General features: G+C 60.3%; 11 protein-coding genes. 6 read left to right on the top strand and 5 right to left on the bottom strand.

The window, feature by feature from the left end; translation table 11 throughout:
• The first annotated feature begins 102 nt into the window (after positions 1 to 102).
• From narQ to acrD, 3 genes are all read left to right on the top strand, one after another.
• Positions 103 to 1,791 carry a nitrate/nitrite two-component system sensor histidine kinase NarQ gene (narQ, locus tag AC6I79_RS05600; protein WP_058758332.1) on the top strand — a complete coding sequence of 563 codons (1,689 nt, stop codon included), beginning with the start codon at positions 103 to 105 and terminating at the stop codon, positions 1,789 to 1,791.
• A 41-nt stretch (positions 1,792 to 1,832) separates the two neighbouring features.
• Positions 1,833 to 2,465: a response regulator gene (locus AC6I79_RS05595; protein WP_031279800.1), complete on the top strand. Its 633-nt coding sequence runs from the start codon at positions 1,833 to 1,835 to the stop codon at positions 2,463 to 2,465.
• A gap of 195 nt (positions 2,466 to 2,660) precedes the next feature.
• On the top strand, positions 2,661 to 5,777 hold the full coding sequence (gene acrD, locus AC6I79_RS05590; RefSeq protein WP_498027617.1) for a multidrug efflux RND transporter permease AcrD: 3,117 nt from the start codon (positions 2,661 to 2,663) through the stop codon (positions 5,775 to 5,777).
• A 108-nt stretch (positions 5,778 to 5,885) separates the two neighbouring features.
• Here acrD and ypfM read toward each other — a convergent pair whose 3' ends face one another.
• Positions 5,886 to 5,945 carry a protein YpfM gene (ypfM, locus tag AC6I79_RS05585; RefSeq protein WP_104085366.1) on the bottom strand — a complete coding sequence of 20 codons (60 nt, stop codon included), beginning with the start codon at positions 5,943 to 5,945 and terminating at the stop codon, positions 5,886 to 5,888.
• 394 nt (positions 5,946 to 6,339) lie between these two features.
• Between ypfM and AC6I79_RS05580 the strand changes: the two genes are divergently transcribed.
• From AC6I79_RS05580 to AC6I79_RS05570, 3 genes are read left to right on the top strand one after another with little or no spacing between them, the layout of a single operon-like run.
• Positions 6,340 to 6,708 (top strand): ArsC family reductase, encoded by a 369-nt coding sequence (locus AC6I79_RS05580; protein WP_021508043.1) that lies wholly within the window; start codon positions 6,340 to 6,342, stop codon positions 6,706 to 6,708.
• Between the two features lies 1 nt (position 6,709).
• Positions 6,710 to 7,837, top strand: a complete 1,128-nt coding sequence (gene dapE, locus AC6I79_RS05575; protein ID WP_010617581.1) for a succinyl-diaminopimelate desuccinylase — start codon at positions 6,710 to 6,712, stop codon at positions 7,835 to 7,837.
• Positions 7,838 to 7,860: 23 nt separating this feature from the next.
• A complete protein-coding gene (locus AC6I79_RS05570; RefSeq protein ID WP_021508042.1) occupies positions 7,861 to 8,049 on the top strand; it encodes a YpfN family protein in 189 nt (62 codons plus the stop codon).
• Positions 8,050 to 8,116: 67 nt separating this feature from the next.
• Here the strand turns inward: AC6I79_RS05570 and ypfH are convergent, their stop codons facing one another.
• From ypfH to purC, 4 genes are all read right to left on the bottom strand, one after another.
• Complete coding sequence (ypfH, locus tag AC6I79_RS05565; RefSeq protein WP_021508041.1) at positions 8,117 to 8,812, bottom strand: esterase; 696 nt, start codon at positions 8,810 to 8,812, stop codon at positions 8,117 to 8,119.
• A gap of 73 nt (positions 8,813 to 8,885) precedes the next feature.
• On the bottom strand, positions 8,886 to 10,862 hold the full coding sequence (locus AC6I79_RS05560) for a tRNA(Met) cytidine acetyltransferase TmcA (RefSeq protein ID WP_498027616.1): 1,977 nt from the start codon (positions 10,860 to 10,862) through the stop codon (positions 8,886 to 8,888).
• Positions 10,862 to 11,725, bottom strand: a complete 864-nt coding sequence (gene ypfJ, locus AC6I79_RS05555; RefSeq protein WP_498027615.1) for a KPN_02809 family neutral zinc metallopeptidase — start codon at positions 11,723 to 11,725, stop codon at positions 10,862 to 10,864. The genes AC6I79_RS05560 and ypfJ overlap by 1 nt, the downstream gene beginning before the upstream one ends.
• 206 nt (positions 11,726 to 11,931) lie before the next feature.
• Positions 11,932 to 12,645 (bottom strand): phosphoribosylaminoimidazolesuccinocarboxamide synthase, encoded by a 714-nt coding sequence (purC, locus tag AC6I79_RS05550; protein WP_031279423.1) that lies wholly within the window; start codon positions 12,643 to 12,645, stop codon positions 11,932 to 11,934.
• Positions 12,646 to 12,760 lie beyond the last annotated feature (115 nt).

The following is a 12,760-nucleotide window of genomic DNA, read 5'->3' as shown; positions in this document are numbered from 1 at the left end:
GCAGTGAGTTTCTCTGGTAAAAGTAACCAGATGTGTCAATTTCGCGCTCGCACCCGCGCTGCGGCTGCCTTATAATCCCCCGCTCTTGTAAGGGTTATTATTGTGATAGTGAAACGTCCCGTTACCCGCACCATTGCCCGCGCGCTCAGCGCGATTGTGCTGCTGTCGCTGTTAACCACCGGCCTGGCGCTGATGACGCTCTCCAGCAGTTTGCGCGATGCCGAAGCGGTGAATGTCGCCGGCTCGCTGCGCATGCAAATCTACCGGCTGGCGTGGGACAGCACGCGCGATCCGCAGCAGCTGGCGCACCATATGCAGCAATATCAGCAGACGCTGGAGTCACCGGCGCTGCAGCATCTGGAGCGTCCGTGGGTGCCGATTGAGGTCAGCAGCCGCTATCGCTATCTGCGCGACAGCTGGCCGGTACTGCAGGAGACGCTGCAGCCGGCGCGGGCGCAGGTGTACCAGCAGCGCGTGGCGGGTTACGTCAGTGAGATTGACCGCTTCGTGCTGGCGGTGCAGCACTATGCCGAGCTGAAAATGCATCTGGTGGCCGCCAGCAGCCTGTTCGGCTTTCTGGCGATTGTCGCGCTGGCGCTGTGGAGCATTGGCTTTATTCGCCGCAACGTGGTGCGTCCGCTCGATTCGCTGGTCACCGCCAGTCAGTACGTCGAGCAGGCCAACTTCAGTTTTCCGCCGCTTTCCGTGCATCAGCCCAACGAGCTGGGGGTGCTGGCGCAGGCGTTTACCACCATGGCGGAGCGGCTGCATTCGCACTATCGCCTGCTGGAGTGCGCGGTACGCAATAAAACCGAAGATTTAACCCAGGCCAACCGCACGCTGTCGCTGCTGTATGAAAGCTCGCAGATTCTCACCGGCAGCCCGCTCAATCCTGAGCTGTTCCAGGGCCTGCTGCGGCTGGTGCAGCGGCGTGAAGCGCTGGAGGTGCTGCAAATCGCCAGCGAAGATATCGCCTTCCAGGCCGGCGTGCCCGCCGACGATCTCAGCTGGCAGCGGCTGCCGCTGCAGCAGGAGGAGCAGCGCCTCGGCGAACTGTGCTGGCAAACCCGCCGCGCGCCGCCGGCCGATGAGCTGATGCACAGTCTGGCCAACATGCTGGCGCGTGCACTGTGGATCTGGCAGACGCAGAAGCAGTATCAGCAGATGCTGCTGATTGAAGAGCGCGCCACCATTGCGCGCGAGCTGCACGATTCGCTGGCGCAGTCGCTCTCTTTTCTGCGTATCCAGCTGACGCTGCTGCGGCGTAATGTCGATAGCAGCCAGCCACAGGCACAGGCGATCATCGCCGATTTCGATCGCGCGCTGGCCGAGGCGTATCAGCAGCTGCGCGAGCTGCTCACCACCTTCCGCCTGAGCATTGAACAGGCCGATTTAGTGCAGGCGATGCAGGCGATGATCGCCCCGCTGCAGGAGCAGTCGCAGGCGGCGATTACCTTTGACTATCAGCCTGGCCTGCAAACGCTGGATGCCCAGCAGCAGGTGCACGTGCTGCAGATTGCGCGCGAGGCGCTGCTCAATGCAATTCGTCACGCGCAGGCGCAGCAGATTCAGATTCGCTATCAGCGTGTCGCTGATGATGAGCACCTGCTGACCATCGAAGATGACGGCTGCGGTATCAACAGCGTGGAAGAGCCGCCGGGCCACTACGGGCTGACCATCATGGCCGAGCGCGCGGCGCGTCTCGCCGGCAGCTTACTGATTACCCCGCAGGCGCAGGGCACCTGCGTCACGCTGCGTTTTCCCGCCCGCCCCGCGCACCGGCTGGCTTAACGCATTACACTTAGCAAATGGATTGAAACTCTGGAGAACCTATGGCTCACCCTTCCCTGTCTATTATGATCGTTGACGATCATCCGCTGATGCGTCGCGGTATCCGCCAGTTGCTGGCGCTGGAACCGCGTCTGGAAGTGGTGGCTGAGGCGAATAACGGTACCGAAGCACTGGCCGAAGCGCGCCGTCTGGCACCGGATGTGATTCTGCTCGATCTGAATATGAAGGGCATGTCCGGGCTGGATACGCTGAAAGCGCTGCGCCACGAGGGCGTCGCGGCACGCATTCTGGTACTGACAGTGTCCGACGCGCGCAGCGATATTTACGCCATGGTGGATGCCGGCGCCGATGGCTATCTGCTTAAAGACAGCGAACCGGAACTGCTGCTGGCGCAGGTGATGCGCGGCGCACAGGGCGAGAACGTATTCAGCGAGGTGGTGGCAGAATATCTGGCGACCCGCCAGCCCAGCGTCAATCCGTTCAGACAGCTGACCGAGCGCGAACTGGATGTGTTGCAGGAAGTAGCACGCGGCTTATCCAACAAAGAGATTGCCGCCACGCTGCATATTTCGGAAGAAACGGTAAAGGTGCACATCCGCAACCTGCTGCGTAAGCTCGACGTCCGTTCCCGCGTTGCGGCGACGGTGCTGTGGCTGGAGAGCCGCAATGTGTGAGTGCGCACATAAAGCTGCTGCGACTTTTACACTTTCTCCATAATTTATCCACGATTCCCTAATTTGCCCCGCGTACAGTAAGCAGCAGCCGGAGTTTTCAGGATCGCCCTTGCACTCCGCCAGCGTGAAGCGCAGCGTGCGGCACGCTTTTACTAATAACAAGTACAAAGTACGCAGCTGAGGAGTGTCGGTTTCATGTCGAACTTTTTTATCGACCGCCCCATTTTTGCCTGGGTGCTGGCTATTTTGCTGTGCCTGTGTGGCACACTGGCCATTATCTCGCTGCCGGTGGAACAGTATCCGGATCTCGCGCCGCCTAACGTGCGCATCACCGCCAACTATCCCGGCGCATCCGCGCAGACGCTGGAAAACACCGTCACCCAGGTTATCGAGCAGAATATGACGGGGATCGATAACCTGATGTACATGTCCTCGAACAGCAGCAACACCGGCCAGGCGCAGATCACCCTCACCTTTACCGCCGGCACTAACCCGGATGAAGCGCGGCAACAGGTACAGAATCAGCTGCAGAGCGCGCTGCGCAAACTGCCAGCGGCGGTGCAGTCACAGGGCGTCACGGTAAACAAAACCGGCGACAGCAACATTCTGATGATTGCCTTTGTCTCCACCGACGGCAGCATGGATAAACAGGATATTGCCGATTACGTTGCCAGTAACATTCAGGATCCACTCAGCCGCATCGACGGCGTCGGCCAGGTCGATGCCTACGGCTCGCAATACGCGATGCGCATCTGGCTCGATCCCAACAAGCTGATTAACTACGCGCTAACTACCGACGATGTGGTCAGCGCCATCGAATCACAGAACACCCAGGTGGCGGTCGGCCAGGTCGGCGGGTTGCCGTCGGTGGACAAACAGGCGCTGAACGCCACGGTTAACGCCCAGTCGATGCTACAGACGCCCGCGCAGTTTCGCGCGATTACGCTGAAAACCAACACCGACGGTTCAGTGGTGACGCTCGGCGACGTGGCCACCATCGCCATGGGCGCCGAAAAGTATGACTTTCTGAGCCGCTATAACGGCCAGCCAGCCTCCGGTCTCGGCATCAAGCTGGCCTCCGGCGCTAACGAGATGAACACCGACAAGCTGGTGCGCGCCCGTGTTGCCGAACTGGCGCAATACTTCCCGCACGGGCTGGAAGCCAAAGTGGCGTTTGAAACCACGCCGTTCGTCAAAGCCTCCATTAAGGACGTGGTGAAAACGCTGCTGGAAGCGATTCTGCTGGTGTTTCTGGTGATGTACCTGTTCCTGCAAAATTTCCGCGCCACGCTCATTCCCACCATTGCTGTGCCGGTGGTGCTGCTCGGCACCTTTGCGGTGCTGTACGCCTGCGGCTTCAGTATTAACACCCTGACCATGTTCGCCATGGTGCTGGCCATCGGGCTGCTGGTGGATGATGCCATCGTGGTGGTGGAAAACGTCGAGCGCATCATGAGCGAAGAGGGATTATCGCCGCGAGCCGCCACGCGTAAATCGATGGGGCAGATTCAGGGTGCGCTGGTGGGTATCGCGCTGGTGCTGTCCGCAGTGTTTGTGCCGATGGCGTTCTTTGGCGGCACCGTGGGCGCTATCTATCGCCAGTTCTCCATCACCATTGTCTCGGCGATGGTGCTGTCGGTGCTGGTGGCGATGATTCTGACGCCCGCGCTGTGCTCCACGCTGCTCAAACCGCTGGCGCAGGGCCAGCACCATGGCCGGCGCGGCTTTTTCGGCTGGTTTAACCGTCACTTCAATGCCAGCGCCGAACGCTACGAGCGCGGTGTGGCGCGCATTCTGCTGAAGAGCGGCCGCTGGCTGCTGCTCTACCTGGCGATTATCGGCGTGATGGCATTCCTGTTTATTCGTCTGCCTACCTCCTTCCTGCCGCTGGAAGATCGCGGCGTATTTCTTACTCAGGTACAACTGCCGCCGGGCTCGACGCTGCAGCAAACCTCGCAGGTGGTGGCAAAGGTTGAGGATTATTACCTGACTGCCGAAAAGGACAATGTGCTGTCGGTGTTCTCCACCATCGGTGCCGGTCCGGGCGGCAACGGACAAAACGTGGCGCGCCTGTTTGTGCGTCTGAAGGACTGGGAGCAGCGGCCAGGTCGCGATCGCACCTCGTTTGCCATCATCGATCGCGCCACCGCAGCCTTTAAAAAGATCAAAGAGGCACGCGTCATCGCCAGCAGTCCACCGGCGATCACCGGCATGGGCAGCTCCTCCGGCTTCGATATGGAGTTGCAGGATCACGGCGGCATCGGGCACACCGAGCTGATGGCGATGCGCGATCGGCTGCTGGCGCTGGCCGACAGCAATCCGGCGCTGTCGCGCGTGCGCCACAACGGGCTCGACGACAGCCCGCAGTTGCAGATTGATGTCGACCAGCGCAAAGCGCAGGCGCTCGGCGTGTCGCTGGATACCATCAACGACACCCTGACCACCGCCTGGGGCTCAACCTATGTGAATGATTTTCTCGACCGCGGCCGCGTGAAGAAAGTCTACGTCCAGGCGGCACCGGAATTCCGCATGCTGCCGGGCGACATCAACAAATGGTATGTGCGCAACAAAAGCGGCGGCATGGTGCCGTTCTCCGCCTTCGCCACCAGCCACTGGGAGACCGGTTCACCGCGTCTTGAACGCTATAACGGCTATTCGTCGCTGGAGATTGTCGGCGAGGCGGCTAACGGCGTCAGCAGCGGCACGGCGATGGATGAGATGGAGAAACTGGTGGCGCAGCTGCCGCTCGGCGTTGGCTTCCAGTGGACCGGTGCCTCCTATCAGGAACGTCTCTCCGGCTCGCAGGCACCGGCGCTGTATGCGATTTCGCTGCTGGTAGTGTTTCTGTGCCTCGCGGCGCTGTACGAGAGCTGGTCGATTCCGTTCTCGGTGATGCTGGTGGTGCCGCTGGGCGTGGTGGGCGCGCTGGTCGCCACCTGGCTGCGCGGACTGGAGAATGACGTCTACTTTCAGGTCGGCCTGCTGACGGTGATTGGCCTGTCGGCGAAGAATGCGATCCTGATCGTCGAGTTCGCCAATGAGATCAACAGCAAAGGGCGTGAACTGCTGGAGTCGACGCTGGAGGCATCGCGGCAGCGCCTGCGGCCGATTCTGATGACGTCGCTGGCCTTTATTTTCGGCGTGCTGCCGATGGCGATCAGCAGCGGTGCCGGTTCCGGCAGCCAGCATGCGGTCGGTACTGGCGTGATGGGCGGCATGATCTCCGCCACGGTGCTGGCGATCTTCTTTGTGCCGCTGTTCTTCGTGCTGGTGCGCCGCCGCTTCCCGCTGCGGGCAAAGCCGCACGACTGAGGCTAAATCCGGACAAATAAAAAGCCGCCATGATGAATGGCGGCTTTATTGATGTGTGCGGTAAGAATAACAGCAAGTTGGGAAGTGCCCTGCTTTTCTCTTCACGAATTACTTACGTAACATCGCTTCGATAAATTCTTTCCAGTTCCCCAGTTCGTGTTCAACCATAATACCCTCTCTTCTTGTAGTGGCGATTTTACGCCGTTTTTTTCTACAGGTGAATACGTTTCCACCTCTCATCACTATCGGCAACTACCGCAGAAAGCTTGAATTTGCCGAAACTGCGGACTGACGCACATTTCAGCAACCTGTTAATGCGACTCATAAAAGCGCGGACTTAATCCGTCAGGCCTGTTTTTGCCGCCTAAGATAATTCTTAGATCGCTAATGGTGCCGCAGGCGACAATTTCGCAGGTAAGTGAAAGCGTTTACTGGCCCTGATTAGCGTCGTTTATTGGCGTCGCGGTGAGATGAAAAACAGCGCTGCCACGCGTCTGACCTCACAGCCCACGGCGCGCTATGGTAAACTCGCGCTTTATTTAACACAGGACGGGAATACGCGATGACAGCGCAGTGGGTGATGTACGGAATTAAGAATTGCGACACCATAAAAAAAGCACGCAACTATTTGAGCACTTCCGGCATCGACTTTCATTTTCATGATTATCGCGCTGACGGGCTGGATGCGGCGCTGCTGCAATCCTTTATCGACCAGCTGGGGTATGACGTGCTGCTGAACACGCGCGGCACCACCTGGCGTCAGTTGCCGGAAGCGGAACGCGATGCCATCCGCGATGCGGCCAGCGCCAAAGCGCTGATGCTGGCGCACCCGGCGCTGATCAAACGTCCGGTGCTGGCGGCACCAGACGGTACATTGCTGGTGGGTTTCAAAGAACCCGTTTATCACGCCTTTATCCAGGAGAAGTCATAACATGTTCTGTCCGGTCATTGAGCTGGCTCAGCAGCTTATTCGTCGCCCCTCGCTTAGTCCGGATGACGCCGGTTGCCAGGCCATGTTAATTGCGCGCCTGGAGGCGATTGGTTTCCACGTCGAGCCGATGCACATTGGCGATACGCTTAACTTCTGGGCCACGCGCGGCCAGGGCGAAACGCTGGCTTTTGCCGGGCACACTGATGTGGTGCCGCCGGGCGATGCCAACCGCTGGATCAGCCCGCCGTTTGAACCGTCGATTCGTGACGGCATGCTGTTTGGCCGTGGCGCTGCAGACATGAAAGGCTCGCTGGCGGCGATGGTGGTGGCGGCCGAGCGCTTCGTTGCTGCCCATCCCAATCATGCTGGCCGGCTGGCGTTTCTCATCACTTCCGATGAAGAAGCCAGCGCCGTCAACGGTACGGTAAAAGTGGTTGAGCGCCTGATGGCGCGCAATGAACGCATGGATTACTGCCTCGTCGGTGAACCGTCGAGCACCGAAGTGGTTGGCGACGTGGTGAAGAATGGCCGTCGCGGCTCGATGACCGCCAATCTGACCATTCACGGCGTGCAGGGCCACGTGGCTTATCCGCATCTGGCTGATAACCCGGTACATCGTGCAATGCCAGCGCTCAACGAGCTGGTGGCGACCGAATGGGATCAGGGCAATGAATTCTTCCCGCCGACCAGCATGCAGATCGCCAACGTGCAGGCCGGCACCGGCAGTAACAATGTGATCCCTGGCGAGTTTTTCGTGCAGTTTAACTTCCGCTTCAGCACCGAACTGACCGATCAGATGATCAAAGATCGCGTGGCGGCGCTGCTCGATCGCCACCAGCTGCGCTATACGCTGGAGTGGAATGTGTCCGGTCAGCCATTCCTGACTTCACGCGGCAAGCTGGTGGATGCGGTCGTCAACGCCGTGGCGCACTATAATGAGATCAAGCCGCAGCTGTTAACCACCGGCGGCACCTCTGACGGGCGCTTTATTGCCCGCATGGGCGCACAGGTGGTGGAGCTCGGCCCGGTGAATGCCACTATTCATAAGATCAATGAGTGCGTGAAAGCCTCGGATTTGCAGCTGCTGAGCCGGATGTATCAGCGCATTATGGAACAGCTGATCGCCTGATGGCACCTTGAAGGAGAAACCTCATGGAATGGTTAAAAGAGTACTGGTGGGTGATTGTGATTCTGCTGATGGTGGGCGTGCTGATGAACGTCTATAAAGACCTGAAGCGCATCGATCATAAAAAATATATGGATAACAAACCGGATCTGCCACCGCATCGCGATTTCAACGATAAGTGGGACGATGACGACGACTGGCCGAAAAAGAAGTAGTCGCCGCCGATCGTTTAAAGTACAAGGTCGCCCTGCACGGCGACCTTTGTTTTATGGCGCGCATGTCTCACACCATCATCACCACATCGTCGTCACCCGGCTTCGCCCCGCTCAGCGCCTCATCAAAATAGCGGCGCGGCACGGTATAGCGCAGGTGATTCAGCGCCAGCTGCATGCTGCGTTCATCAATCGCGTGCGGCAGATCGTCAACGATATCCAGCGTCACATCGCCACCCAGCGCGGTTAAGCGCTGCATCGCCGCTTCCGCATGCTGCATCGGCACCTGCTCGTCATAATCGCCGTGAATCAGGTGGATAGTGTTGCGCGTGCTGGCCTGCTCCGGCAGCGTGACGTAGCGGCCGCTAAAGGCCACCACGCGTCCCGCCAGGTCCGGCTGGGCTTTTACGCCTTCCAGCACCATAGTGCCGCCCTGCGAAAAACCGACCAGCGCGGTGGCTTCCGGCCGCACGCCGCTTTGCTGCTGCCAGTGACGCACCGACTCGACAAAGGACGGCATCACCGCATCCACGCCCTGCTGCTGCGAGCGGTCGTGTTCCGGTATCTCGGCATACCACTGGCGGCCCTGCGGCGCGCTGGCCGGATAAGGTGCGCCCACCGACACCACCTGCGCCTGCGGAAACGCCTGCGCGAACCAGCTGCCAATCTGCGCCATCGAATCGGGGTTGTCGTTCACGCCGTGATACAGCAGAAACAGCTGCGCGGCGTTATCCGGTTGCTGAACAATTACATATCGTAGTGCCATAACGTCCTCCTCAAATCACTATACGCCGCTGACGGCAAAGTGATATTGGGAAAATTTGAACGAGATAATGGATTTATTGCAATGTGCCGAGGCGCTGCTGCCAGTGCTGCGCGGCGGCGGCATCCAGCGTGGTGAGTGCGTCAGCCGCCTCCGCGCGCAGCCTGAGCATCAGCGCTTTACGCCCGCTCACGCCGGCCAGCCGTGCCGCTTCACTCAGCGTTTGTTTTTGTTGCAGTATGGCACACAGCAACGGTGGCGATGCGACACCCGCCAGCCGCTGCAGCACCGCATAGCTGGCTTCATAGGGCCGCTGCGCCCAGGCAAACGCGGCCAGCAGCGGCCAGTCGTCGGCGCTGAGGGATTGATGGTCGGCGGACGACAGGGTCAGCGGCACCGCGATCAGCTTTTGCAGCCACGGCCAGTCGCGCGCCAGACGCTGCGCGGCGCGCTGCTGCAGGGCTTCACCGGCTGGCGTCAGCGCACAAATCGCCATCGCCGCATAGCAACCGCTACTGGCTTCGCGCTGTGAACCGATACGCACCAGCGTAAAGCCGCAGGCACGCCAGAACTGCCACAGCGCTGCGGTGTAGCCAAAGCTCACCGACAGATAATCCGCGCCCTGCGCCTGCTGCCGCGCCGTCGCCACCAGCGCGCGACCGATGCCGCGCTGGCGCTGTGCGGCCTGCACGGCGATGCGGCTGATGCGCAGCGAACGTAACGTCGCCGCTTCAGTAAAACCGGCATGTGCCGCTAATGACTGCGCCACCAGATTGCCGCGCGGACGACGTAAGCCGGCCCACACCGCCTGCGCCAGCGCGGCATCCAGTCCGCCCTCTTCCACCAGCCACAGCGCGCCGGTGACCTGCTGCGGCTGCCCGGCCAGCCAGAAATGCATGCCGGGCGCATCCAGCATACGTCGCAGATCGAGCGGCGAGGTGCGATAGTGGGCGCTCGCCAGCAGACGATAGCCAGCCTGTAAGGCGCCGGCGTGCTGCGCGGGCGTGGCGGCAAAAATCGCTGTCTGCGCGGGTGCGTCGCAGGCTTCGGCCTCAGCAAACAGCAGCGCCGCACTCAGCCACTGCTCCAGCGGATCCTGCGCCGACCAGCGCAGCGGCTCATCCAGCTGGAAGTAGCGCACCTGCGGCAGCGTGGCGCAGAAGCGCAGCATGAAACCGCGCCCGGTACCTTCGTAGCCCTGCACCGTGGTGGTCAGCAGAACGCGCGGAAAACGCTGCACCAGCTGCTGTAACAGCGGCGCGGGGATGGCCGCGGCCTCATCCACAATCAGCCATTCTGCCAGCGGCTGAGCCTCCTGCGGCTGAGCGAGAATCGCATCCGGGGCCATAAAGCTAAATTGCTCAGCGGCGAACTGCGCCAGCACCTCCGTCGCGGCTTTGGCCGGCGCCGTCACCAGCGCGCTTTGCGTCTGGCGCGCAAGCATCCCCGCCAGCGCCGATTTGCCGCGACCGCGCGGGGCGATGATCACCGCGACACCGGGTGGCATGGTGCACAGCTGGCGGACAATCTGCGCCTGCTGCTCGGGGGCGCGACACTGCCACGGTGCGAAGAGCTGCGGTGACGGCAGGCGTGGCGTCTGATGCTGACGCAGCAGCATCACCTGCGCATCCTGCAGGATATGCTGTTGCAGGTGGTGGATGAAATGCGGCGTGGCGATGGGCTGGTCGACATCGGCCCAGCGCAGGCTGTCACGATCGGGCTGCACCGGCCAGGCGTTCCAGTCAGGCGTCAGTAACAGCAGCCAGCTGCCGGCCCGCAGCGTCCCGGCCAGCGCGGCGAACGCTTCCGCATGAAAGCCGTGGCGCGCATCGAAAATGGCATGCCGGAATTCCCGGCCCAGCAGGGTACGCAGCGCTGCAGGCGCGACGCGCGGCGGGAAGTCATCGCTGTCGCTGACCGTTAACCAGTCACCGGGCAGTGCGGCCTGCCATGTGGCCGCCTCCTGGCGCGCCCAGCCAGCTTCACCGGCTATCACGCACAGACGGCGGATACCGGCTTGCTGCATCGCCGCCGTCAGTTCAGCGTGCAACATCAGTTACTGGCGAAGGTGTTGCACTGGCCCGGATTGCCGCTGTCAAAACCGCGTTTGAACCAGGTGTAGCGCTGCTGTGAGGTGCCGTGAGTGAAGCTGTCCGGCACTACGCGCCCCTGACTTTGCTGCTGCAAACGATCGTCGCCAATCGCCTCGGCGGCGTTCAGCGCTTCCTGTAAATCGCCCACCTCAAGAATGTTCTCCTGCTGCATATAGTGACCCCAGACGCCAGCAAAGCAGTCCGCCTGCAGCTCCATCTTCACCGACAGCTGGTTCACCTGCGCCTGCGTGGCGCCCTGCTGCATCTGGCGCACTTTCGGTTCGATACCCAGCAGTTTCTGCACGTGATGCCCCACTTCGTGGGCGATGACGTAACCCTGGGCAAAATCCCCCCCGGCTCCGAGTTTGGTTTTCATGTCGTCATAGAAAGAGAGATCGATATACACCGTCTGATCGGCCGGGCAGTAGAACGGCCCCATTGCCGACTGGCCGGTACCGCAGTTAGTGCGCGTCGCACCGCGATACATCACCAGCTTTGGCGGCGCATATTGTTTGCCCATCTGCTGGAACAGTTTGCCCCAGGTATCTTCGGTGGTGGCGAGGATTACCGAGGTGAATTTGGCCGCCTCGTTATCCTGCGCCGAATTGACCTGACGCTGCTGCTGTTGCGACACCGGCACGCCGCCTTCCAGCAGCGCGGTGAGGTCGTAGCCGTAATAGCCAGCGACCGCGACCACAATCAGCAGAATAATGCCGCCCTTGCCGCGCGGCAGACGAATCTGGCGTCCGCCAGAACTAAAACCCGGCGAATCGCCGCGACGATCTTCCACATTGTCGCTTTCACGACGCCCTTGCCAGCGCATGGCCTGCTCCTGTTATCAATGACTTTTGCATGATTTTAGTTGGCGGCAGAGGTTAGTACCAGCAATGCGATGCCAGCGGAGCGAGATTGCGCGCAGGGCGCAGCGTGAAGGCCGTAAACAGACAATAAAAAAGGCCGCCAGCAAGGGCGACCTTCATGCGCTGAAAGGTTTGCGTCCGAACTACCGTGACGCACACCGGCAGAAGCTTAGTCCAGTTTGACACCCAGACGGTGTGCCACTTCTTCGTACGCTTCGATCAGGCCGCCGAGGCTCTGACGGAAACGGTCTTTGTCCATCTTGTCCATGGTCTCTTTGTCCCACAGACGCGCGCCGTCTGGCGAGAATTCGTCGCCCAGCGTCACTTCACCTTTGAACAAACCAAACTCCAGCTTGAAGTCCACCAGAATCAGGCCGGCATCATCAAACAGTTTGCTCAGCACTTCGTTGGCTTTGAAGGTCAGCTCCTGCATGCGCGCCAGGTTGGCCTTGCTCACCCAGCCAAAGGTTTCGCAGTACGATTCGTTGACCATCGGGTCGTGTTTGGCGTCATCTTTCAGGAAGAGATCAAACAGCGGTGGATTGAGCAGCATGCCCTCTTCCACGCCCAGACGTTTCACCAGCGATCCGGCCGCCCGGTTGCGCACCACGCACTCTACCGGCACCATCTCCAGCTTTTTCACCAGCGCTTCGTTATCAGAAAGCAGCGCTTCCATCTGGGTCGGAATGCCCGCTTCCTGCAGTTTGGTCATGATGAAATGGTTGAACTTGTTGTTCACCATGCCTTTACGATCAAACTGCTCGATTCGTGCACCGTCTCCTGCTGACGTATCGTTGCGGAATTCAAGTACCAGCAGATCCGGATTGTCGGTGCTGTATACGGTTTTCGCTTTACCGCGATACAACTCAGCTCGCTTTTGCATCTTGTTAACTCCAAACATGAAAGAACCCGTGTTCAGCGGTGTTTCACCGCGCGATGACTGCCTGACGCAATCGTTTACCTCGCCGGGCGCTATTATGCCAAAACCAAAACAAAAA

It is taken from the genome of gamma proteobacterium symbiont of Scutellera amethystina (genome assembly GCF_059730845.1).
The sequence above is the reverse complement of the archived record's forward strand: the minus strand, read 5'-3'. Positions and strand labels throughout refer to the sequence as shown.